The sequence below is a fragment of the Allobosea lathyri genome (assembly GCF_900108245.1).
Lineage (GTDB): Bacteria > Pseudomonadota > Alphaproteobacteria > Rhizobiales > Beijerinckiaceae > Allobosea > Allobosea lathyri.
Genome location: NZ_FNUY01000008.1, coordinates 105,753 through 127,811 on the forward strand (window position 1 = coordinate 105,753; position 22,059 = coordinate 127,811).

21 protein-coding genes and 1 tRNA gene are annotated in these 22,059 nt (G+C 65.1%); 20 read left to right on the forward strand and 2 right to left on the reverse strand.

Translation table 11 applies throughout. The features are described 5' to 3' along the window. Positions 1-119: 119 nt before the first annotated feature. The 17 genes from C4S73_RS18930 to C4S73_RS19010 all read left to right on the forward strand — a co-directional run bounded on the left by C4S73_RS18930 (position 120) and on the right by C4S73_RS19010 (position 18,157). A complete protein-coding gene (locus C4S73_RS18930) occupies positions 120-437 on the forward strand; it encodes a hypothetical protein (RefSeq protein WP_146071426.1) in 318 nt (105 codons plus the stop codon). Further along, positions 437-2,092 (forward strand): phage terminase large subunit, encoded by a 1,656-nt coding sequence (gene terL / locus C4S73_RS18935; RefSeq protein WP_103874093.1) that lies wholly within the window; start codon positions 437-439, stop codon positions 2,090-2,092. Before C4S73_RS18930 ends, terL begins: the two co-directional genes overlap by 1 nt. After that, on the forward strand, positions 2,092-4,320 hold the full coding sequence (locus C4S73_RS18940) for a hypothetical protein (protein ID WP_103874094.1): 2,229 nt from the start codon (positions 2,092-2,094) through the stop codon (positions 4,318-4,320). Before terL ends, C4S73_RS18940 begins: the two co-directional genes overlap by 1 nt. Before the next feature lie 65 nt (positions 4,321-4,385). Then, the gene (locus tag C4S73_RS18945) at positions 4,386-5,414 is read left to right on the forward strand and encodes a hypothetical protein (RefSeq protein WP_103874095.1); all 1,029 of its coding nucleotides are present in this window, start codon (positions 4,386-4,388) and stop codon (positions 5,412-5,414) included. A gap of 17 nt (positions 5,415-5,431) precedes the next feature. After that, positions 5,432-6,517, forward strand: coding sequence for a phage major capsid protein (locus C4S73_RS18950; protein WP_103874096.1), 1,086 nt, complete (start codon positions 5,432-5,434; stop codon positions 6,515-6,517). 70 nt (positions 6,518-6,587) lie between these two features. Further along, on the forward strand, positions 6,588-7,259 hold the full coding sequence (locus tag C4S73_RS18955) for a hypothetical protein (RefSeq protein ID WP_103874097.1): 672 nt from the start codon (positions 6,588-6,590) through the stop codon (positions 7,257-7,259). A 51-nt stretch (positions 7,260-7,310) separates the two neighbouring features. Continuing rightward, positions 7,311-7,802 (forward strand): hypothetical protein, encoded by a 492-nt coding sequence (locus tag C4S73_RS18960; RefSeq protein ID WP_103874098.1) that lies wholly within the window; start codon positions 7,311-7,313, stop codon positions 7,800-7,802. Positions 7,803-7,805: 3 nt separating this feature from the next. Next, the gene (locus C4S73_RS18965) at positions 7,806-8,519 is read left to right on the forward strand and encodes a phage adaptor protein (RefSeq protein WP_103874099.1); all 714 of its coding nucleotides are present in this window, start codon (positions 7,806-7,808) and stop codon (positions 8,517-8,519) included. Between the two features lie 74 nt (positions 8,520-8,593). Continuing rightward, positions 8,594-10,246, forward strand: coding sequence for a hypothetical protein (locus C4S73_RS18970; RefSeq protein WP_146071427.1), 1,653 nt, complete (start codon positions 8,594-8,596; stop codon positions 10,244-10,246). Then, positions 10,224-10,715 carry a hypothetical protein gene (locus C4S73_RS18975; RefSeq protein ID WP_146071428.1) on the forward strand — a complete coding sequence of 164 codons (492 nt, stop codon included), beginning with the start codon at positions 10,224-10,226 and terminating at the stop codon, positions 10,713-10,715. The genes C4S73_RS18970 and C4S73_RS18975 overlap by 23 nt, the downstream gene beginning before the upstream one ends. Next, complete coding sequence (locus tag C4S73_RS18980; protein WP_103874102.1) at positions 10,705-11,178, forward strand: GNAT family N-acetyltransferase; 474 nt, start codon at positions 10,705-10,707, stop codon at positions 11,176-11,178. Before C4S73_RS18975 ends, C4S73_RS18980 begins: the two co-directional genes overlap by 11 nt. Beyond that, entirely contained in the window at positions 11,159-11,779 is a 621-nt protein-coding gene (locus C4S73_RS18985; RefSeq protein WP_103874103.1) for a hypothetical protein, read from the forward strand. The genes C4S73_RS18980 and C4S73_RS18985 overlap by 20 nt, the downstream gene beginning before the upstream one ends. After that, positions 11,779-12,540, forward strand: coding sequence for a hypothetical protein (locus C4S73_RS18990; protein WP_103874104.1), 762 nt, complete (start codon positions 11,779-11,781; stop codon positions 12,538-12,540). Before C4S73_RS18985 ends, C4S73_RS18990 begins: the two co-directional genes overlap by 1 nt. Beyond that, positions 12,540-14,009 carry a hypothetical protein gene (locus C4S73_RS18995; RefSeq protein ID WP_103874105.1) on the forward strand — a complete coding sequence of 490 codons (1,470 nt, stop codon included), beginning with the start codon at positions 12,540-12,542 and terminating at the stop codon, positions 14,007-14,009. Before C4S73_RS18990 ends, C4S73_RS18995 begins: the two co-directional genes overlap by 1 nt. Then, positions 14,009-17,074: a hypothetical protein gene (locus C4S73_RS19000; RefSeq protein WP_103874106.1), complete on the forward strand. Its 3,066-nt coding sequence runs from the start codon at positions 14,009-14,011 to the stop codon at positions 17,072-17,074. Before C4S73_RS18995 ends, C4S73_RS19000 begins: the two co-directional genes overlap by 1 nt. Beyond that, complete coding sequence (locus C4S73_RS19005) at positions 17,074-17,478, forward strand: hypothetical protein (protein ID WP_146071429.1); 405 nt, start codon at positions 17,074-17,076, stop codon at positions 17,476-17,478. Before C4S73_RS19000 ends, C4S73_RS19005 begins: the two co-directional genes overlap by 1 nt. Then, the gene (locus tag C4S73_RS19010) at positions 17,468-18,157 is read left to right on the forward strand and encodes a TIGR02594 family protein (RefSeq protein ID WP_103874108.1); all 690 of its coding nucleotides are present in this window, start codon (positions 17,468-17,470) and stop codon (positions 18,155-18,157) included. Before C4S73_RS19005 ends, C4S73_RS19010 begins: the two co-directional genes overlap by 11 nt. Positions 18,158-18,275: 118 nt before the next feature. On the opposite strand, the gene C4S73_RS19015 is transcribed toward C4S73_RS19010, so the two are convergent. Beyond that, positions 18,276-18,350, reverse strand: a tRNA-Val gene (locus C4S73_RS19015). Between the two features lie 37 nt (positions 18,351-18,387). Then, positions 18,388-19,077: a phosphoglycolate phosphatase gene (gene gph / locus C4S73_RS19020; RefSeq protein ID WP_103874109.1), complete on the reverse strand. Its 690-nt coding sequence runs from the start codon at positions 19,075-19,077 to the stop codon at positions 18,388-18,390. A 172-nt stretch (positions 19,078-19,249) separates the two neighbouring features. On the opposite strand from gph, the gene C4S73_RS19025 reads away from it, so the two are divergent. The 3 genes from C4S73_RS19025 (at position 19,250) to rpiA (ending at position 21,919) form a co-directional block, all read left to right on the forward strand. Further along, positions 19,250-19,648: a hypothetical protein gene (locus C4S73_RS19025; RefSeq protein ID WP_342210582.1), complete on the forward strand. Its 399-nt coding sequence runs from the start codon at positions 19,250-19,252 to the stop codon at positions 19,646-19,648. Positions 19,649-19,769: 121 nt separating this feature from the next. Next, positions 19,770-21,221 carry an NAD-dependent succinate-semialdehyde dehydrogenase gene (locus tag C4S73_RS19030; RefSeq protein ID WP_103874110.1) on the forward strand — a complete coding sequence of 484 codons (1,452 nt, stop codon included), beginning with the start codon at positions 19,770-19,772 and terminating at the stop codon, positions 21,219-21,221. Then, complete coding sequence (gene rpiA / locus C4S73_RS19035) at positions 21,218-21,919, forward strand: ribose-5-phosphate isomerase RpiA (protein ID WP_103874111.1); 702 nt, start codon at positions 21,218-21,220, stop codon at positions 21,917-21,919. The genes C4S73_RS19030 and rpiA overlap by 4 nt, the downstream gene beginning before the upstream one ends. The last annotated feature ends 140 nt before the right edge of the window (positions 21,920-22,059 follow it).

The following is a 22,059-nucleotide window of genomic DNA, read 5'->3' on the forward strand; positions in this document are numbered from 1 at the left end:
TGCGACGTCGCGGCCCCCATCCGTCCGTCTGCCGCGTCCATAGTCGCGATGGATCAAACGGATAAGCTGGCCGTTCTGAAGCATAACGAATACGGTGCGAAGGCCTGCGGATGGACCCGATGAAACTCAACGAGGATGGTAAATTCTTCGACCGGTTGATCCCCTCGCTGCTTTCAGCGGGTATCGCCGTGTTGGGAATGGCCGTCCTTTTTTGGGCCGATACACGGGCCGCCGATCGCGAGACGGCGACCGCGATCTCGCGCCTTGAGAAGAAGCAGGACGCGATCGAGGCCGAGCAGCGCGAACAGCGTCAGGCGGCCTCGGCCGACCGTCAGAAGACGGCCGAGTTGGCCGGTGACGTTCGGAACGTGCTGCGCTCGACGGTTCGGATCGAGACGCTGCTCGATCGGCTGACGATGCCGCCGGCTCCACGCTGATGCCGCACCCGAACTCCATCAATCCTGACACTGGCAAGCGGTACGGCTTCGTCGATCCCAAGAAGGATCAGGCGAAGCAGCTTCGCGAGATCCAGAAGCAGATCGCGACGACCCGCCGGATGGAGGCCGCCGCCAAGGCTCGGGATGGCCTGCTGGCGTTCACCCGTTTCACGATGCCGGACCCTGAAGATCCCAGCAATGCCGAGCGTTCGCGGTACGAGGCCGCCCGGTTCCAGGAGCACGTCGCGCAGGTCATCACGCTCTTCCTGAAGGGTGATCTGCTGCACGCCGACGGCCGCGTCTGCACGCAGCTGATCCTGTGCATGCCACCCCGGCACAGCAAGACCGAACTGGCCACGAAGCGCGCTGCCGCCTGGTATTCCGGTCAGCATCCACGTGACGATATCATCGTGGCGTCGGCCTCGGACCTGCTGGCGGAAGACGTCGGCGCCGACGTCCGCGCCAACCTGCACAGCCCGGCTTTCAAGCAGGTCTTCCCGACCTACAAGCTGCGGCGTGGCGGCAACGCCAAGAACAACATCCAGACCGACGAGGGCGGGCGCCTGATCTTCGCCGGCCGCGGCGGCACGATCAACGGTCGCGGCGCGCATCTGCTGCTGGTCGACGATCTCTACAAGGATCACGAGGAAGCGCGCTCGCCGACGATCCGCGACGCCGCGTGGAACTGGTTCACGAAGGTCGCGCTCTACCGCCGGATGGGTAAGCGCCTGACCATCGTCACGATGACGCGTTGGCACTCCGACGACATCATCGGACGGCTGACCGATCCGAAGAGCGACTATTACAACGCTGAGGAAGCCGCGGACTGGATGATCATCCGTCTGCCCGGCATCGCCGAGGAAAACGATCCGCTCGGTCGCGAGCCCGGCGAGGCACTGTGGCCGGAGCGCTACGATGTCGACTACCACCGCGCCAACCAGCGCCGCGACCCGCTCGGCTTCGCCGCCCTGGTGCAGCAGCGGCCGACGGTGGCCGACGGGACGCTCTTCCGGCGCGAGACCATCCAGTATTACGACCAGCTGCCCGACGACCTGCGCTTCTACTGCGCCTCCGACCATGCCGTGAAGGAGAAGCAGCGGAACGATCCGTCCTGCTTCATCAAGGTTGGCGTCGATCGCCAGGACAACCTCTATCTGGTCGAAGCCGTCTGGAAGCGGATGGCCACCGACGTCGCCGTCGAGGCCATGCTGACCATGGCCGGCGGCAACATGGCGCCGCTGCTCTGGTGGGCGGAAGCCGGGCATATCTCGGGCTCGATCGGGCCGTTCCTGCGCAAGCGCATGAGCGAGACCGGCACATACATCAATCTCGTCGAGGTCACGCCGAAGGCCGACAAGGAGCAGCGCGCGCAGTCGATCGCCGCCCGTGTTGCGATGGGCAAGGTGCTCTTCCCGAAAACCGCCTGGTGGACGACGTCCGCGGTCGACGAGCTCTTGGCCTTCCCGAACGGCAACCACGACGATTTCGTCGATGCGCTCGCCTACATCGGCCTCGGCCTCGGCCAGCAATTCGGCAAGGGCAAAGCCCCCGACAGCAAACCCGCCTCGGCTCCCACGGGCTCCGTCGGCTGGATGAAGCAGATGGATCGGTGGAACGCCGACAAGAAACGCTCGCTAGAGCTTGGAGGCTTCTAATGGCACTCTCGAACATCATCGGCGATGAGATCGACGAAGCCGAGGCCGTCCCGGTCGCGGAAAGCACGCCGGACGCCGAGCAGGCTGAAAACGAGAAAGCCCAGGTCCTCAAGATCCAGGGCGCGGTCAAGGCCGACAAGAAATTCCACGAGAAGGCGTTCGAGCAGATGCGCAGCGACATGTTCGCGGCGCGCAAGGGTTACGATCCGAAGACCTACCCGGGCGCCACGAGCTATGTCGCTCCGATCACGCGCAGCCTGATCAAATCGAAGACCGACAGCCTCTACGCGAAGAACCCCAAGGCCACCGCGAAGCGGAAAGAGACCCTGGATTTCGTCGTTTGGGACGAGACCCCACAGTCGCTCCAGATGGCGTTCCAGACCGTGCAGATGGCGCAGCAGATGATGGCTGCAGCGCCGCAGCAGGTCGACCTGGTGACGGGTGAAGCCGTGCCGGACGTCCCGCAGATCCCGCCCGAGATGATGCAGGCCTTCCAGACCGCGCAGGAGGTCATCGCCGATTATCAGCAGGGGACGGCTCGCCGCAAGGATATCAACAAGCTCGGGAAGACGCTCGAAATTCTCTACAGCCAGGCGCTGACCGAGCAGAAACCCGTCGACTTCAAGACTGGCATGAAAAGCCTGGTGCGCCGCGCCCTGACGAACGGCGTCGGTTACGTCGAGCTCGACTTCCAGCGTCAGTACGGGCCGCGCCCGGGCATGACGGAACGCTTGGCCGATGCCCGGACCCGGCTGGACCATCTGCGTGTCCTGCAGGAGCGCGCCGCCGAAGGCGAGATCGAGAACGACGACGCCGAGATGTACGAGCTCGAAACGTCGATCGCGGCGCTGGAGAAGGAGCCCGAGGTCATCCTGCGCGAAGGCCTAATCGTCGACTTCCCGCCGTCCACGCGCGTCATCCCGCACTCCCTGTGCAAGAGCCTCGTCGGGTTCATCGGCGCGCGCCGGATCACGATCGAATATCTCTTCACGTGCACCGAAATCCAGGAGCTCTTCGGCGTCGACATCAAGGGCGGCTACAAGGCCTATAGCCTGAACGGGAAGAGCGATCAGGATACCGCCAGCGCCAACATGGTCGCAGACGAGGATGGCGCCAACGAGTACGGGCCCCGAACCGGCGAAGTAAAGGATAAGGAAGACGGGCTCGTCTGCGTCTGGAAGCACTTCGATAAGCCGTCCGGGCTCGTCTATTACGTTGCCGACGGCCACAATAAATGGCTTCGCCCGCCGGCCCCTCCGAATGTCTTCGTTGAGGATTTCTGGCCCGTCTATGCGATCACGTTCAACGACGTTGAAGACGAGAACTACCTGTGGCCGCCGTCCGACGTCCAGCTGATCAAGGACCAGCAGCACGGCATCAATTCGTCCAGGCAGGGCCAGAAGGAGCATCGCAAGGCGGCTCGACCGCGTTGGATTGGCGCCAAGGGCTTCGTTGGCGAAGAGGCGGTGAAGACGATCGCATCGGCCGAGCCGTTCACCGTCTCGTTGATCGACAAGGAGCCCCAGGCCAAAATCAACGACATGCTGGAGGTCATAAAGGTCCCCGGCGTCGATCCGAACCTCTACGACACCTCGCCCTATGTCACCGACATGCAGATGTCGGTTGGCATGCAGGAGGCGCAATTCGGCGGCGTGGCCAAGGCCACGGCAACGGAAAGCGCCATCGCGGCCAACTCGACGGCGTCGACCAGCAACTCGAATGTCGACGATCTCGACGCGTTCCTGACCGTTCTGGCGCGTGCCTCGGGGCAGATCCTTCTGCGCGAGATGTCGGAAGAGCAGGTGAAGCGCATCGCCGGTGTCGGCGCGTTCTGGCCTCACCAGCAATTGGCCGACGTCGCGGACGAAATCTATCTGGAGGTTCAGGCCGGCTCGACCGGCAAACCCAACCAGGCGATCGAGATCGACAATTTCAACAAGGTCGCGCCGATCATCTTGCAGATCCCGGGGCTCAACAAGCACGCTTTCCTGAAGGAAGCGCTTCGCCGTCTCGACGATCGCATGGACTTGACCGAGATGTTCGACGATCAGGCGCCCTCGATCATTGCGCAGAACGCGATGGCGTCTGCGGCACCGCCACCCGCCGCGCCCGGCGAGCCAGGGGCCGCGCCGGAGGCCCAGGGAGGGCAGGGCGCAGACAACGCGCCGAAGCCTCCCGACGGTGATCCGGGCGGCTCCGACGCCGCCTTTGGGAGCAATCAGGTCTAGTTCGTCCATAGTCGCTTGCGACATTCTGGACATTGCGTATACTGCAGCCACCAACAGGAGCACCTATGCCCCTCGAAAACGACCTTGACATCGAAGAGATGGACGACATCTCGCAGGTGTCGGACGATGCGGGCGCCTCGAAAGAGGTCGAAAAGCCCGAAGCCTCGGCTTCGTCCACCGAGCAAGACGTCAGCAACACTGTTGCCGATGAGGGCGCCCTATCCGTCGTTCGCGACGTGGTGGAAAAGCGCACCGATCCGGCCGCGGCGGCCTCGTCAGCCACGAGCGAAGGAGCCGGTTCAGACCCCGGCGGTAAAGATCCCAAAGCGAAGGACGACGTCGAGTTTTCAGACGTTCCCTTCAACAAGCACCCCCGCTTCCAGGAAGTTCTTGGCAAGCTGAAGACTGCGGAAGTCGACGCCACCCGATACCGGAACGTCCAGACCTTCATCGACAACAACGGCATCGACGCTGAAGAAGCGGCCGAGCTGTTGGTCATCGGTGGACTGATCAAGACGGACCCGGCCGAGGCTTGGCGTCGCATGAAGCCGACAGTCGAGGCGGTGCTGCGCGCAGCCGGCGAGGTATTGCCGGACGACCTATACCAGCGTGTCCAGCAGGGTGAACTCACCCAGGAAGCCGCTCTGGAAGTCAGTCGATCGCGCGCGACCGTGGCCAGCGTCAACGTTCGAAAGAGCTTTGAAGAGCAGCGCGCGGAAACTGCGCGTCTCCGTCAGCAGAGCGATGCCGAAACCGGTGTCGTTCAGGAACGCCTGACGACGGCGCAGTCTTGGGAAGACGACCGCAGGGCGAAAGATCCGAACTTCGACGCCAAACTGCCCGACATCATCAAGGAAGTGAAGCAGCTGCAGGCGCTCGGCTACAAGCCGGTCAATGCAGCGGGTGTTCAGGACCAGCTGAACCGCGCCTATCGCGCGGTCAATGCACGGCTTCAGCCGCGCACCGCAGCTGCACCCGGCCGCCCCGCTCTCGCACCGGTGAATGGCGGGCAGATCAGTGGCAACACCCGCCCCGCAGCCCCGGCCTCCACGATGAGCATCATCCAGGCCGAGTTGGCGAAGCGAGCGGGCTGATCTGAGGACGAACAGTCATGGCCTTCACGGTCGACGAAATCGCCAATATCAACAACTCCACCCTTGAGACCTACATCGACAAGGGCAAGGTCTGGAAGCAGGACGTTGCCAACAAGCCGATGCTTGAGGCCTTCAACTCTGCTGCCGGCAAGTTCGTCGGCGGCAAGGAGAACGTCTCCTTTGCTGTCGGCTCGGCTTACGAGCCCGGTTGGGGTCTGGCCGGTTACACCGGCGACGATCAGCTTTCGCACCTGAACCCGACCGGGACGAAGCGCGCTCGCTTCCCCTGGAAGGAGCACTACATGGGCATGGTCGTCACGATGACCGAGCTCAAGACCGACGGTATCGACGTCGTCGAGAACGGCACCGACCAGACGACCCGCGAGATGTCCGGCCGCGAGGCCCAGGCTCTTGCGAACCTGCTGGACGAGAAGAACGACAAGATGGGCGAGAGCTACACCTTCTCGCTCGACCTGCTCGTTCACGGTGACGGCTCGGCCGACGCCAAGGCTCTGTCGGGCATCCGCTCGATCATCCTGGACAGCCCTGCTGTGGGTTCGACGGGCGGTCTCAGCCGCGTGGCGAATACCTGGTGGCGCAATGACGCCATGACCGCTGCGTCCCTCGCGGCAGGCGGCCTCGGCGCGATCACGTCCGCGGCAGCTGGCGGCGGCGCACTGATCACGGCCATGGACAAGGCCGCTCGGCGCCGGAGCAAGTACCGCAACGGCTCGACCAAGATCCGCTACTTCGCGGGCTCGGACTTCATCGATGCCTACAAGTTCGAGCTCCGTTCGAATGGCTTCTACAGCCAGAGCGGTTGGCGCGACGGCAAGCCCGACGGCTCCATGGACGACCCCAACCACGGCGGCCTGCCGCTTGAGTGGGACCCGACCATGGACGATCTCGGCCTGGCCAAGCGTTGCTACGCCGTCGACATGGGCCGCACGGGCCTGAAGCTGCTCTATATGGACGGGCAGCGGATGAAGAAGCACAACCCGGCTCGTCCGTATGACCGAATGGTCATGTACAACGGCGTGTCCATGACCGGCGTTATGGTTGCGAAGCAGCTCAACACTTCGGGCGTCTACGACATCGTCTGACGAATACAAGACGGGCGCTTCGGCGCCCGTCTTTGCTGCTCCGTTCAACCTTCAATCACGGGAGCCTGTCATGGCCACCAACGTAAATGAATTTGGCCGTATCGATACGGTCCTCGCCGCCGCAGTGATCAGCACCGGCACCTTCGACGTCGGCTATCCGTCCGGCACGTCGCAGGCCAGCTATCAGAACGGTCTCGCTGGCGCCGCCAATGTGATGATCGTCAACGACAACGATCGTTATTCCGGGGCACAGCTCTCGGTTTCGTTCGGCGCGTCGACCATCACCGTCACGAACAGCACCGGCGTAACGCTGGCCGCTGGCTCGCGCGTCTCGCTGATGTTCGATCAGGTCGACGGCAACAACGCCATCTTCCTGAACTTCCCGATCCAGTTGGCCGCGATCACCGCTGCCGGCGACGTCGTCACCGATTTCTCGCCCGGCATCGCGGGTGTGATCGAGGACTTCACGTTCACCGTCACCACGCCCGTCACCACGGCGGCGAAGCTGGCGTCTCTGAACCTGGAGATCGGCACGACCAACGTCACGGGCGGTGTGATCGCTCTGACTTCGGCCAACTCCACGCCGCTCGGCAAGGTCCTCAAGGCCACGGCTATCACCGGCGCCAACGTCCTGACGCGCACCAGCGTGCTTTCGGTCGAAGCGGCGTCCGTCACGGCCTTTGCCGAAGGCCAGGGCGTCGTGACCGTTAAGATCCGACCGACGCGCGACAACTCGTACTGACGAAACCAGGCGGGGGCATGACGCCCCCGCCACAACGCTAGGACCAGTCCCATGCAGACCGCCAATATCATGCTCGCTCTCGGGGGCGACGTTGGAAACACCATCCCGAAATACGGCGTGACCGCTGCCGAAGTCGCACTGCTGCGCGCCGTTCATGGCGACGAAGCCGTCTTCGACGTGGAGCCGACTGGCGAGATCGAACGCTCCAACCGTGCAGAGCTCGGCCGCCTCAATCTGGAATACGCCGGGTCGCGCCTCGTCGGCACCGACACCCGCGCTGTTTCCGCGCTCTTCCCCGGCGCCGCCGCTCGCGTCTACGAGAGCTTCGACGAACTCGAACTCGACGAGAGCTTCTTCAAGGCCAAGACCCGGGTGACTGCCAACTCAGCGGTTGAGCCCGTGCCAAGTGCGCAGGAGAAGCCCGCAGAGACGAAGAAGGCCACCAAGGGCAAGAAGGCCGCCGCTGCCGTGCCGGCCCCCGAGCCGCAGGCAGAGGATGATGGCATCGAGGATATGACCGACACCAACTCGGCTTTTTCCTGATCGATGGCCCGCTACAGCCCGCTCACGCTTCTGCTCGATAAGCTGCGCTTCGAAGCGCGGCTTTCGAGCAACCCTGCGCATAACGCGCAAGTCCGGTCGACGCACGTCAACATGCTGCAGCGGACGCAGGAGCGCCTGTGGCGGGACTTCGCATGGCCGCATCTCCGCAAGGAATGGCAGATCCCGGTCCAGAACGGGCAGCGGTACTATGACACCCCGCCCGATCTCGATATCGACCGGATCGAGCGGATCGAGCTGTTCCGCGACGGCAGCTGGTTCCGCCTCGACTATGGCGTGACCGGCGCCGAGTACGGCGTGTGGAACAGCGATCTCGATCAGCGGTCATGGCCACCGCGCCGCTGGCGCATCGTCGAAGACGAGAGCCTTGAACTATGGCCGATCCCCGACCAGAACGCCGACGCGACCACGCGCGAGGGCTATGTTCGGTTCACCGGCACTCGCAAATTGCGGCCTCTGACCGCTGACACTGACCTCGCCGACCTGGACGACGACATGCTGGCGCTCTACTGCGCCGCCGAAATCCTGGCCGCGAGCGGCGCCAAAGACGCTCAGATCAAGCTCGACATGGCCAATATCCTCTACGCCAAGCAGCGGGGCGGCTTCTCGCCGCAGCGCAGCTTCCGAATGTTCGGGATCGGCGATCCTGTGCCGCCGCGGCGTCCGTTCATCACCACCTATCGGCCGCCGGGGTCCTGATGGCCTCAATCTGGATCAAGGAATTTATCGGCGGTCTCGACACACGCCGCATGCCCGAGACCACCCCGGGCGGCGTGCTGATCCAGGCCACCGACGGCCACATCAATCGGGGCGGCGAGTTCGAACAGCGCGCGGCGTTCGTGGGCACGTATTCGCTCCCGCCGGGGACGGTGGCGCTCGCTTTTACGCCTACCAGCATCGTCGTTTTCGGGCACGAAGCCGGCATCGCGGTGCCGTCAGGCGTGACGTATCAACGCCTGGTCCATCCGTCGGGACTGGCGCTTATCGATGTGCCGTCGTTCGACCTGTACAAGGGGCTGATCTACGCGGTCGGCGTCTTCTCCGACGGTAGCCGGCACCACTATTACGACGGCACCCGGGTCACGGACTGGTATGACGGTCGCGCCCGCGCTTCGTTCGTCGTCACGGCCGGGACCGTTTCACCGCAATCGAAATTGACGGATCTGAATGTCGGCGGCGTCTCCGTGATCGGAGCGCCCGTCAACTGGATCACGAGCAATTCGGTGACGGCCGCGAACATCGCGACCGCCGTCAACAGCGCGTCTTCCAGCCCGGAGTACACGGCGGTCTCCGACGGCGACACCGTCTTCGTGATCGCGGCGACGTCGGGAGCAGCCGAAAACGGCAAGCCGGTCACGTTCACTTTGACGGACGGGTTGGGCGTATCGCCGGCCTCGACGTCCATGATGGGCGGCGCCGACGTGCCCGGAACATACCCCCCGGGGCTCTTTGCCCGCACGATCGGGTCGAAGATGTATTCGACGTCCGGGCCCAACATGCACTTTTCCGGCATCCAGCAGCCGACGCGCTGGAATGGCGTCGTCGGTTCGGGCTTCATCGACATGTCGTCGGAAAGTTCGGGGTCCGAAGAGCTTATCGCGCTGGCCAAATACCAGAACTACGTCGCCGTCTTCGCGGAGAGCGTCGTTCAGATCTGGTTCGTCGACCCCGATCCGACCCTCAACAAGATCGCCCAGGTCCTCAACAACACCGGAACGGTCAGCCCGCGTTCGGTGACGCAGTTCGGCGACAGCGATCTTTTCTATCTGAACGAGAGCGGGCTTCGCTCGCTGCGTGCTCGCGACGCCTCCAATGCCGCGGCGACGACCGATATCGGCGTTCCCGTGGACGATCTCGTCGTGGAGGCGCTGCAGGCGCTCGGCGACGATAATCGCGACGAGGTCATCGGTCTGATCGAGCCCCGATCGGGCCGGTTCTGGCTGATTATCAGAGGCCAGATCTTCGTCTTCAGTTTCTTCTCGGGTGCTAAGGTCAGTGCGTGGTCGCGCTATCTGCCCGGTTTCGACATCTCGCATGCGGTCGTCTTCAAGAAGCGTGTCTACGTGCGTTCGGGAAATTCGATCTACGCCTACGGCGGCATCGGGAGCGCGACAGTCTACGACGACACACAGGCCATCGCGCAGTTGCCCTACCTGGACGGTGGAGCTCCGGCGAAAGAAAAGACCCTGTCCGGTATGGACGCTTCGGCGCGCGGGACGTGGCAGGTCAGCGTCGCGCTCGAACCGCTTCGGCCAGACGGTGTCGATGTGGTCGGCACGATCCACGACAGCACGTTCACGCAAGCAACCCATCCGGTTGAGGGTAAGAGCACGCATATCAGCCTGATCTTCAAATCGGTCGGGCTCGGCCCGCACAAACTCGGCTCGGCCGTGATCCACTATGATGGCGACGCAGATGAGGATTGAGCCGGCGTCGCCCGCGGCTGTGTTGGCGGTGGCCAGCCGCATGCGTGAGCGCGATCAGCACGAGTTCATGGCGACGTCTTATGCCCGCACGTCGGACGAACTGGCGCAGGACATGGTGCGTCGGTACGCGGGCTTGCCCGGGGCGATCTGCGCGCTCGACGGCACCGACCCCGTTGCGATCGGGGCGATGATCGAAGCCAGGCCGAACGTCCTGACGCTCTTGTTCTTCGCCACCAACGAGATGCCGCGCATCGCGATCAGCTTGACCAGTTTCATCACGAAGCGGCTTTTCCCGCCGCAGCGCGAAGCTGGCGTGCACCGTATCGAGTGCGTGTCGATCATAGACCACACCGACGCGCACCGCTGGATCAAGATCCTCGGCTTGAAGCAGGAAGCGACGATGCCCGGCTACGGCAAGGGCGGCGAGACGTTCTTTCAGTTCGCCTGGACAGCCCCCGATGTTCGTTAGGCTGGCCCTGCGCGAGGATGAAGACGCGGTCATAGAAATGGCCACGGCCAACGCACGAGAGACCATGCCCGGCGAGCCGATCGATGCCGACGTCATGCACGAAAGATTTCAGGAATACCTTGATACGTCCTTCCCGACCGCCTTCGTCGTCCAGGATAACGGACGCCTTGTCGGGCTTTTGGTGGCTGACACAGGCAGCTACGACCATCGGACTGGATTTTTCGTTTTACAGAAGGTACTCTACGTCTCGCCGGATAAGCGCGGAACTCGGGCGGCCGTCCTCCTAGCCAACGAACTCATCTCGTATGCCACCCGCATGGGCGCCGTCGAGATCGTAGGTGGCAACGACAACGACTTCCAATCAGAACGGACAGCCAGATTCATGGAGCGGTTTGGCTTCAGGCGTGTCGGGTTCATGATGTCGAAGCGACTGGACGGACAGCATGGGCCAGAAAGCCAGTAAGCGCGAGAGCAACATCGCTCGCTCCGAGGAAGACGCGCGCCAGCAGAAGATCCGTGACGGCACGACGCGTGTCGGCAACATCTTTGAAAGCAACTTCAACGACGATTTCTACAAGGGTCGTCGGGACGCATTCACGAATTTCGCGACGCCGCAGCTGGAGGATCAGTACGGCGACGCGCAGAAACAGCTGACCTATTCGCTGGCCCGCTCCGGAACGCTCGATAGCTCGATCCGCGGCGAGAAGGTCGGCGAGTTGCAGAAGCTCTTCGACACCAACAAGCAGGACATCGCCGACAAGGCCTTGGCCAACGAGACCGAAGCCCGCAACAATGTCGAGGGCGCCCGGACGGACCTGATCCAGACGTTGAGCGCCACCGGCGATGCCGAAGGCGCGGCGAACTCGGCCCTGTCACGCGCGACCGCGCTTTCGCAGCCGACGGCCTTCAACCCGCTCTCGCAGCTGTTCGCCGGTTTCACCAGCACACTCGGCCAGCAGGCGGCGCAGGAGAAGGCGGAAGCCCTCTCCGGGGGCGCGTACAAGGCCAAATACAACACCGGCCTGTTCGGCACGCCATCGAGCTCAGTTAAGGTCACGGGCTGATGTGCGATCCACTTACGATCGCCGGTATCGCACTGACAGGCGCTTCGGCGGTCGCAGGGCAGATGGCCAGCAGCAAGGCCGCGAGCGCCCGCAAGGACGTTCTGGCGGCCGAACGCATTCGTCAGGGCGGTCTCGACCAGGAGGCGGCTGCGCTCAACACGCAGAGCCAGGACCGCTATGAAGGCTTCGCCGATAAGCAGGGCGAGAAGTCAAAGGAGCTCGGCGATTATTTCGCGAGCCAGCAGGCCGGAACCGACGCCGCAGCGGCGGCCGGCGCCGAAGCTGCCGGCGCGCTGATCCCGCAGTCCGGGTCCAACGTTACGGTTCAGAACGAGACCAAGGAGCGTGGCAAGGCTCGCACCGATACGAACGATCTCGCTGCCAAGCGCGGCGAGCTGCGGGCGTTTGGCGATGTGCTCGGCGGAACGGGCCGTCTGCAGGCGCGCGACGCGGCCAGGATCGGTCAGATCGGCGGCTTCAAGAAGGGCTCGTCCGACGTCACGTCGCTGGAACTCGACGCCGCGTCTGGCGCGGGCAACGGCATCAAGTCGATCGGTGATCTGCTCGGCGGCATCGGCTCGATCGCGACAGGCGCAGGCCTGAAGGGCTCCTTCGCCGGAACGGGGCTCGGAGCGGGCGCGAAGACCGTGGCGAACAGCAGCATGGCCGCTGGCCGCGCCGCCGATCTCGCCAGCGTTCCCGGCTACGCGGCGTCCGGCGGTTCGAATGGCCTCCGCAACCTCTTTGGGATTTTCGGCTGATGGCTGGTTCTGTCCGACGCAATCAGGCTTACCGCGGCGATCCTTACATCGCCAAAGCGACTGAGAACCTGGCCGAGTTGTTCGCCCCGCCCTCGGGCGCGGATGCGAGCGGCTGGGCCAATGCTGGCGCGACCCGCGAGAAGGCCGCTCGGATCGCCGAGCTTTATGCGGGCGCGGCGGGCGATGCCGACCGTCAGGCCGTCATCGCCGATCTGTACGACCCGACGCAGAGCTACAAGGCTCTCGATATGAACAACGCGACGACCCGGCGCGGCCAGGACGTCACCTCCTTCACGTCGCGCAGCAACAACTCCGCGGACAACGCGCGGGCGCTGGAAGAGCGCCGGCTGCAGGAGGAAGGTCTCGGAAGCCGCAACGTTCTGGACAACGAGACGAAGATCCAGGTCGGCGCGAACAGCACGCGAGGCAACACGATCGCCAGCCTCTACGGCGCGCTGAACCCGGGCCAGATCCGGCCGGAGGTTCCCGCCGACGTCGCGAGCACGATCGGCCTGCCGACGATGGGCATGGCGCAGGGCGCACCGAAGCCGCTTTCCCGCGACGAAGTTCTCGCCGCCGCACTCGGCCAGACGCCGATTGCGACGCAGCAGGGCCTCGCGCTCGCCGGGCCCGGCACGCAGAACGTTGTCCGCGACGGCGTTCCAGTCGTCGAGAGCAATGCCGGCGCTATCGGGCAGCGCGCCTTCGTCGACAAGGGCGCGCAGGCCAAGGCGGCGAACGGTCAGTTCGTGCTCGCCGATGGCACCGCCGGCCCCGCCGTGCAGACGCCCGACGGCCAGTGGAAGCATGCGCAGACGGGCGCGCTCCTGCCGCCCGACGCGCGCGTCACCAACATGGCCACACCGCAGGGCTCGAACACCGATGTCGGCATCGGCAAGACCGTGACGAACGACATCGACAAGCAGCTGCTCGATATCGCGGTGGCCAAGGACACAGCAGTCGAGCTTCGCAATCTGATCGCCAAGAGCCCCGCTTCGCAGGGCGTCGTCGGCTGGATGCGCGGCACCGCGCAGAACGTCGTCCAGACGGGTGGCGAGGTCGGCGCGTATTTCGGCGGCAACCTCGCCAAGGTCGGAGAGGCGATCAAGAACGGCACGGCGGATGCTGGCCTTGCCGGCGCGTTCGACCCGAGCATCCCGGCGATCGAGATGATGGCCAACCTCCTGGCCTTCCAGTACGCCAAGACCACGACCGGCGAACGGCTCTCCAACGAGATGTTGAAGAACGCCAAGGCCGCGCTTGGTCTCGACGGTCTCGACGCCAACCAGGCCAATTCGCTGGCCCGCATCAACCAGGCTGTCAGCCGTATCGAGGCGCAGCAGGGCATCCTTACCCGGGCGCGCGGCGGTGGCGTCGCGGCTGTCAGCGGCGCCGCTCCGGCCGCGCCGACGGTCAGCAGCGTCGGTCAAGGCCGTATGCGGTTCGATGAGAACGGGAACCCGCTCTGATGGCTGAAGCTGAGCTCTTCGACGGAACGGTTCTCGAATTTCCCGACGGCACGTCGCCGGAGGTGATCGCGCGCGTCGCGAAGGCGCAGACGGCCGAACGGCGTAGCCGTGTCGGCTCGCCGGCCGCTGACGCCGTGACGCCCAAGGCGCAGACCCCGGGCTTGATCGAGCAGGGCGTCAATGCCGCTCGCGCAGTTCTGCCCGGCGCCCGCGTTCCCGAAGAGGTGAAGCCGCGATCGGTCATGGATGCGATCCTGGACACGGCTGGCGGTGCGGTGACGCAGTTCGGACGCGGTGCTCGACGTGGCCTGGCCTCGCTCGCGGGCGCTCCGGTGGACATCGTCAACAACGCCCCGCGCGTCCTGAACCTGCTGCCGGGCGTGGATAACGTCGGCCCGATCACGCCGCACCCCATCGGTGGCAGCGAGAGCATCGACCGCGCCATGGGTGGTTTCGGGCTGATCCCCGAAGCGCCCGCGCCGCGCAACGCGATCGAGCGTGTCGCTGGACGCATTGGCCAAGAAGTCGGAGCCAACGCGCTCCCCGTAGCTGGCGTCGTCGGCATCGGCAACGCCATGGGCCGACAGGCCGCGCGTCGCATGGCTGTCGCGCCGCCGACGATCGCGCCGCCAAGTTCCATCCCGGGCGCGCAGGTCGTCCAGCAGCAGTTCAACAATCTGACGAACGCAGGCAAGAGCCTGACCGGCAGCGCCCTGGAAGCGGGCGCTGTGGCGCCGCGCGCCGTGGCGGTTCGCGAAGGCGCTTACGCCGGCGCGGCCGGAACGGGGGCGGGCGTCGTCAACGAGCTCGCAGGCAACCCGCAGAGCGGCGACAACTTCTGGTCCGACTTCATCGGGTCGATGACGGGCGTCGGCGCGCTGTCGACGGCCGGCGCTGTCGCGGGCCCGGTCAAGCGCATCGCCGGCACCGTGCTCGGGCGCCCTTCCATGACCAGCGATACGGTCGGCGAGGAAGTGGCCAACCGTATCATCAACAACTCGACGCAGGCCGGCGAGCAGTTCGCCAACACGGGCACGGTCGACACCACGCCGCTCGTCACGCAGCTGCGCCGCCCTTCGCCCGTCGAAGAGGCCATCCCGGGCTATCGCGCCAATATCGGTGATCGGACGCAGGACCCGCAGATCGCGACCTTTGCGTTCAACCAGGACGCCCGGATGCCCGGAGCGGCCAATGAGCGCCGCGTCGGCAACGAGGTCGCGGTCGACAGCCGCATGACAGGTCTCGACCCCGGCGGCGACGCGGCACAGTTCCGCGCTGCGCTGGAAGCCAACCGCACGCAACAGCTCGGGCAGGTCGATGAGGCCGCACGCGCTGCTGAAGCTGCAGCGGCCGAGGCGTCACAGGCGGTCCAGCCCGGAATGCGCGACGCCACGGCGCGAGGCGCCTCCATGCGTGAAGCACTGGCCGACCGCTACGCGCAGGAGCAGCAGGGCGTCCGCGAAGCTTACGCCCCCGTGAACGAGGCCACCGTCCAGGTCGATGCCGCGCCGCTCGCGGATCGTTTTGGCGCTGTCACGGAAGGCCTGCCGATCAATGATCGCCAGCGCTTCCTGCCCTCGGAAGCGAACGTTCCGGCGCAACTGGTCGAACCGGCCGTGCCGCCCTCGGCCAGTCCGATCCTCGACGTCTCTGGCCAGCCGTTCGTGCGCCCGGGTACGCCGGCCACCGGCGAAGTTCCACTGCGCGAAATTACGTCGCTGCGATCCGGCCTGACCGATGATATCCGGGCCGCCAAATCGACGCCTGGTCAGGCACAGAAAGCTCGTGTCGCCAATCAGTTCCGCGACGAAGTTGACCAGTTTGTGGAGGGCAATGTTCCGCCCGAGCTTCGCGATCAGTTCGACGCCGCCCGCGCCGCGCGCCGGGACGTTGCTGATCGGTTCGAACGCCCCGGTACGGGCATCGCCGAGACGCTGAAGCCGCGCGAGGGCGGCGGTTACGCCCTCGACGACAGCGCAGTCACGCAGCGCTTCACGCCTACAGACCAGGGCCGTGTCAACGATTTCCAGTCGGTGATGCGGGAGGTCGGCAGCGATCCGCGCGCCCGCAACGCAATCGCCGACGAGATCATGTCGGACGTGAACGCGCGCGGCCTGACCGATCGGCCCGATCAGCTGCGGAAATACCTCGGCGAGCGTAACATCGTTTTGGAAGCCTTCCCCGAGCTGCGCGACAAGATGGTCGGCGCGGCTACGGCGCGCGAAGGCGCATCGACCGCCCGCACGACAGCCGATGAGACGACGCGTCGCCTGACGACGCCGAGCCGGAGCGCACAGGCCAACTATCTGCAGCACGGCGACGAAGCCGTCGTGAACGCCGTGCGCGGCGTCACGGCTGGCCCTCGCCCTCGGGAAGCGGCTCGGGAACTGGTCGACGCAGCTGGCGGCTCGCCCGAGGTCCTGCGCAACGCGCGCTCGGCCCTGTGGGAGGTTGTCAAACAGCAGAAGCTCAGCGCGCCCGGCATCACGGGCAACGATCGCTGGAGCGGCCGCAAACTGAAGGCCATGTTCGACGACCCGAAGACGAATGCCGTTGCCGAGGAACTGTGGCGCGACAATCCGGGCGATCTGGAGGACATCAAGAAGGTCTTCACCGCGCTCGACGGCGCGGACGGCAGCATGCGCGCCCGGGCGGCGGGATCGTCCGGCACGGCCCAGGCTTTGACGGGCAAGCTCGACCCGTCGCTGACGGCCACAGGTATCGCCTCGCGCGCCCGCTCCGTGGAGCGCGGCCAGCTGTCCCCGACCATTGCCGGCGTCGATTTGCTCTCGACCTATCTGCGCAACAAGTCGAAGCAGATCCAGGCCCGTGCGATCGACACGCTGACGAGCTCGGCGGTGAACAACCCCGGCTTGGCCGCCGACCTGCTGGAGAAGTTCAATCCGATCGAGTACGCGGCGAAACGCCGCATGATCTCGCAGAAATACGGCGTCCGCGCCACGCAACTCCTGAACCTGCTCGACGACGCCCAGGCGCCCGACGATGAGGTAGGAGACGCGATCCGCCGGCCGCTAGAGGTCGACGTCAAGAAGAGGCCGAACTGATGGCGGGGAAGGTGTCCGATCTTTACGCGCAGCCCCGAATGCCGGTCCCGAGCCCAGTTCGGCAGATGGAGCGCGGCGAGTATTACGATCCGTGGGGCTTCCCGATCGACGTCAATCGGCCCGTGCTGAACAACGCAGACGGTTCGATCTCGACAGAACGCACGACCACGGAGCGTTTCAACACCTCGGGAGACCGCCCGTGGCTGAACGTGCCGACGATCGTCGACGGCCAAGAACTTGGCTTAGACGAGGCGATCAGAGCTGTCACAGAAGGTCGCAACGCGCCGGTGGGTCAGTTCAAGACACTGCCCGACGCCGAACGCGCTGGGCAGGATCGCTCGAACTATCTCGGTCTGCTTGAAGCTTTCGGCGCGTTAAACGCAGGAGGCCGCAATGGCCGGTAGCGCCTATGACATCGCGCGCGGGCAACTCGGCAAGACCGCGCCGCTGATCGCCGACTATCTCAAGACCGGCGGCGTGAACCTGAACCCGCAGCAGCTCGCCTGGTGTGCGGCCTTCGTCAACTCATCGCTCGCGCAGGCCGGTGTGAAGGGGTCGGGCTCCAATCTGGCCCGTTCCTTCCTGAATGTTGGCGAAGAGACCAAGGAGCCGCAGCGCGGCGATCTGGCCGTCTTCTGGCGGGGAGACCGCAATGGGCCGCTCGGTCACGTCGGCTTCTACGACGGCGCCACGCCCGATGGCCGGATCAAGATCCTCGGCGGGGACCAGTCCGACGCCGTCACCTACACGACGATGAACCCGAGCAAGCTGCTCGGCTATCGGCGCGTGGGCGGCGCAGCGCCTTCCGGGGCGTTCGGTGATGTGGTTGGCCCCGCGGCGCCGGGCGGTTCCCCGACGCCGTCCATGGTTGGCCAGCCGACGCCGCAGTTCGGGGACGTGCTCGGGCCGACCGGCGAACCGAACATGGCCAACCCCGGCGTGGCCGCGGCGCAGAACGTACTGGCCACGGAAGCGCCCAAGCCGTTCCTCGATATGACCACCCGGAAGAAACAGGAAGAAGACGAGACGCAGAAGCGGCGCCAGGCGCTCTTCGGCGGCGGGCTATCGGGCCTCTACGCTTGATTCTCGTCCCCCAGTTGGCCCCCGAATATGCCCCGTTTTATGCCCCGGTAGCTCTGTAGGGTGCCAGTTGGCCGGGTGTCCGGAGTGGCTTTTCGCTAACGATTTCAGGGGGTTGCGGTGGTGGGCGACACAGGGATCGAACCTGTGACCACTCCCGTGTGAAGGGAGTGCTCTACCGCTGAGCTAGTCGCCCGCACCGGCCCCTCTCCTAATCGGCGCGTCCGGCGGCGTCAAGAAAGGATGGGCACGCGATCGAACACCTGCCTAACGGCGTCGGGCAGGGCGTCGAAATGCTGGATGACGAGATCCGGCTCGAGCGTCTCGATGGGAACGTCGGTATATCCGAAGGGCACGCAGATCGTGGGGATGCCGGCGGCGCGCGCGGTCGCGATATCGGTACGCGAATCGCCGATCATGACGGCACGGGCCGGATCGGCCTTTGCCGCCTCGATCGTCAATGTCAGGTGACGCGGGTCAGGCTTGTGGAAGGCAAAGCTGTCGCGGCCGGCGACGGCTGCGAAACGATCCGTGATCTGGAAATGATCGAGGATCAGCCGCGTGTGCAGGATTGGCTTGTTGGTGCAGACCGCAAGCGCGTAGCCCTCGGCCGAAAGCGCGTCGAGGGCAGCGAGCACGCCGTCATAAAGATAGCTGTTGGAGGCTACGTCCTCGGCATAGATCAGCAGGAAATCCTCGAAGAGCCGCTCCAGCGTCTCATCGTCGAGAGGCTTTCCGGAAACCCGGAAGCCGCGTTCGATCAATGCGCGCGCGCCGGCCCCGACCAGTTCGCGCGCCCGCTCCAGCGGCAGCCCCGGCAGCCCCTCGCGGACCAGGATGACATTGAGCGTGCGCATGATATCGGGCGCCGTCTCGGCGAGGGTGCCGTCGAGATCGAAGACGACGATGGGGGGCAGGCTCATGAATTGACCTCTGTCGCGTGCGGCATGCAGCTGCTTAAATGCGTTCGCGCGGGGGTTTGCAAGCGCCGCAGGCAGGGTTTGCAAGCGCCGCAGGGAAGCTCCCCAAAACCGGCCCGCAAGGTGATATCGTTCTGGCGATTCGCGGCGAAGCTTCGCGGCAAGGATTGGTGCGATGTCGAACACCCTCTCAGCATTGGCGGCCAAGGCGCGCCGCATCGCGTTGGCGAGCTGTCTGCTTGCAAGTCTGGCCATGCTTGCAAGTCCGGCCATGGCGGCGCCGTTCGAATTTGCGCCTGCGCCGCAGAACGACCTGAACCGGGTCTATCGCGTCGACAAGGCGACAGGCGAGGTCGGGGCCTGCCAGTTCCAGCTCAAGGAAGGCGGCGTCGGCATCACGATCTGCTTTCCGGCAGGCGAGGGGGCGGGCCCCCAGCCTCCCAGCGACTATTTGCTGATGCCGTCGCGGCACGAGCGCGAAGGCGGCATCTTCCGCGTCAACGTCCGCACCGGCGAGATGAGCATCTGCTACGTCTTCGACGACAAGGTCGTATGCACGCCCCAGGCGAAATAAGACGCTGTTTCAGCACCTGTATTGCGTGGATCATGTCGCCAGCATGCGGCGATGTGTGTCGGCATCTGCCGCGCGGACGTGTTAGACGGAGGGGAGATTTTACCGTTCGTCGAGGCTCGTCATGCTCAAGCTCAATGATCCGTCCCTGCTGAAGTCGCAGTGCTACATCGATGGCGCCTGGATCGGCGAAGGTGTCGATCCCGTCGACAATCCCGCGACCGGCGTGGTGCTGGCGAAGGTGCCGCGTTTCGGCGCCGACGAGACCACCCGCGCGGTCGAGGCCGCCTCGCGCGCCTTCAAGCCCTGGGCCAAGAAATCAGCCAAGGAGCGCTCGGTGATCCTGCGCAAATGGTTCGACCTGATCATGGCCAATCAGGAGGATCTCGCCCAGATCATGACCGCCGAACAGGGCAAGCCCCTGACCGAAGCGCGCGGTGAGGTCGCCTATGCCGCCTCCTTCGTCGAGTTCTACGCCGAGGAGGCCAAGCGCATCTATGGCGAGACGATTCCCTCGCCCTTCCCGAATTCGCGCATCATCATCCAGAAGCAGCCTGTCGGCGTCTGCGCCGCGATCACGCCGTGGAATTTCCCGGCCGCGATGATCACCCGCAAATGCGCCCCGGGCCTGGCTGCCGGCTGCACCTTCGTGGTCAAGCCCGCGCCCGACACACCGCTGACCGCGTTTGCGCTGGTCGAGCTCGCCGAACGCGCTGGCTTCCCCAAGGGCGTGATCAACATCCTGACCGGTGACGCGCAGGCGATCGGCGGCGTCATGACCTCGCACCCCGCCGTGCGCTTCATCGGCTTCACGGGCTCGACGCCGGTCGGCAAGCTGCTGATGCAGCAGGCTGCCTCGACGGTGAAGAAGGTCGGGCTGGAACTGGGCGGCAATGCCCCTTTCATCGTCTTCGACGATGCCGACATCGATGCTGCCGTGCAGGGCGCGATTGCCGCGAAGTACCGCAACATGGGTCAGACCTGCGTCTGCACCAACCGCCTCTTCGTGCAGGAAGGCGTCCATGACGAGTTCGTCGCGAAATTCGCCGGCGAGGTCGCCAAGATGAAGGTCGGCAACGGCGTCGATGTCGGTGTCGTGCAGGGCCCGTTGATCAACGAGCGCGCCATCGAGAAGGTCGAGCGCCATGTCGCCGATGCCGTCGCTCATGGGGCAAAGGTCGTGGTCGGCGGCAAGCGCCACGCGCTGGGCCGCACCTTCTACGAGCCGACCGTGCTCTCGGGCGTCACCACCAAGATGCTGGTGACCAATGAGGAGACCTTCGGTCCCGTCGCGCCGGTCTACCGCTTCAAGACCGAGGACGAGGTCGTGGCCATGGCCAACGACACGCCGTTCGGACTTGCCGCCTATTTCTACTCGAAGGATCTCGGCCGCGCCTTCCGCGTCGCCGAGGAACTCGAATATGGCATGGTCGGCATCAATTCGGCGATGCTGGGCACTGAGGTCGCGCCCTTCGGCGGCGTTAAGGAGTCCGGTCTCGGCCGCGAGGGCTCGCTGCACGGCATCGAGGAATTCGTCGAGATCAAGTACATGCTGATGGGCGGGCTTGGCGCGTGACTGCGGACGATCTGAAGAAGCAGGCCGCAGCGCGCGCGCTCGAACTGGTCCAGCCGGGAATGCGGCTGGGCCTGGGCACTGGCTCGACGGCTAAGCACTTCGTCGATCTGCTCGGCGAGCGTGTCGCCGCCGGGCTCGATGTCATCTGCGTCGCCACCTCGGAGGCGACGCAGGCGCAGGCCTTGTCGCTGGCTATTCCGATGTCGACCCTCGACGAAACGCCGGAACTCGATCTGACGGTCGATGGCGCCGACGAGCTCGACAGTGCCTTGCGCCTGATCAAGGGCGGCGGCGCGGCGCTATTGCGCGAAAAGATCGTGGCTGCCGCCTCCAGGCGCATGGTCGTGATTGCCGATGACGGCAAGCTCGTAGGCAAGCTCGGGCGCTTTCCGCTACCGATCGAGGTCGTGCCGTTCGGCCTGGAGGTGACGCGCCGCGCGGTGGCCAAGGCGATCGCCGAAGCGGGCGCGGCGGGCGAACTGACCCTGCGCAAACGGCCGGACGGTGAAGTTCTCGTAACCGATGGCGGCCACTACATCCTCGACGCGCATCTGGGCACGATCGACCATCCCGAGGCTTTGGCCCAGGCGCTGAATATCGTGCCCGGCGTTGTCGAGCACGGCTTGTTCATTGGTCTGGCAGCCATGGCCATCCTTGCCGGCGCTGGCGGTCTGACCATTCTCGGCGCCGCCGAATAGTCCGGTTTCGTCGGAAAACCGGTTTCCACTTTTCGGCGTCATGCTCTAAGGAACGCCTGAATATGCTGTCGCAATCAGCGGCGGCGGCGAAGCGTCGCCAGCACGGCGGGTCTGTTCGCTGTATGATGAAGGGGCTCTGC

Coding starts and splice junctions, on each gene's coding strand:
- C4S73_RS18930 (WP_146071426.1), top strand. CDS start 120: ATGAAACTCAACGAGGATGGTAAATTCTTCGACCGGTTGATCCCCTCG.
- terL (WP_103874093.1), top strand. CDS start 437: ATGCCGCACCCGAACTCCATCAATCCTGACACTGGCAAGCGGTACGGC.
- C4S73_RS18940 (WP_103874094.1), top strand. CDS start 2,092: ATGGCACTCTCGAACATCATCGGCGATGAGATCGACGAAGCCGAGGCC.
- C4S73_RS18945 (WP_103874095.1), top strand. CDS start 4,386: ATGCCCCTCGAAAACGACCTTGACATCGAAGAGATGGACGACATCTCG.
- C4S73_RS18950 (WP_103874096.1), top strand. CDS start 5,432: ATGGCCTTCACGGTCGACGAAATCGCCAATATCAACAACTCCACCCTT.
- C4S73_RS18955 (WP_103874097.1), top strand. CDS start 6,588: ATGGCCACCAACGTAAATGAATTTGGCCGTATCGATACGGTCCTCGCC.
- C4S73_RS18960 (WP_103874098.1), top strand. CDS start 7,311: ATGCAGACCGCCAATATCATGCTCGCTCTCGGGGGCGACGTTGGAAAC.
- C4S73_RS18965 (WP_103874099.1), top strand. CDS start 7,806: ATGGCCCGCTACAGCCCGCTCACGCTTCTGCTCGATAAGCTGCGCTTC.
- C4S73_RS18975 (WP_146071428.1), top strand. CDS start 10,224: ATGGCGACGCAGATGAGGATTGAGCCGGCGTCGCCCGCGGCTGTGTTG.
- C4S73_RS18980 (WP_103874102.1), top strand. CDS start 10,705: ATGTTCGTTAGGCTGGCCCTGCGCGAGGATGAAGACGCGGTCATAGAA.
- C4S73_RS18985 (WP_103874103.1), top strand. CDS start 11,159: ATGGGCCAGAAAGCCAGTAAGCGCGAGAGCAACATCGCTCGCTCCGAG.
- C4S73_RS18990 (WP_103874104.1), top strand. CDS start 11,779: ATGTGCGATCCACTTACGATCGCCGGTATCGCACTGACAGGCGCTTCG.
- C4S73_RS18995 (WP_103874105.1), top strand. CDS start 12,540: ATGGCTGGTTCTGTCCGACGCAATCAGGCTTACCGCGGCGATCCTTAC.
- C4S73_RS19000 (WP_103874106.1), top strand. CDS start 14,009: ATGGCTGAAGCTGAGCTCTTCGACGGAACGGTTCTCGAATTTCCCGAC.
- C4S73_RS19005 (WP_146071429.1), top strand. CDS start 17,074: ATGGCGGGGAAGGTGTCCGATCTTTACGCGCAGCCCCGAATGCCGGTC.
- C4S73_RS19010 (WP_103874108.1), top strand. CDS start 17,468: ATGGCCGGTAGCGCCTATGACATCGCGCGCGGGCAACTCGGCAAGACC.
- gph (WP_103874109.1), bottom strand. CDS start 19,077: ATGAGCCTGCCCCCCATCGTCGTCTTCGATCTCGACGGCACCCTCGCC.
- C4S73_RS19025 (WP_342210582.1), top strand. CDS start 19,250: ATGTCGAACACCCTCTCAGCATTGGCGGCCAAGGCGCGCCGCATCGCG.
- C4S73_RS19030 (WP_103874110.1), top strand. CDS start 19,770: ATGCTCAAGCTCAATGATCCGTCCCTGCTGAAGTCGCAGTGCTACATC.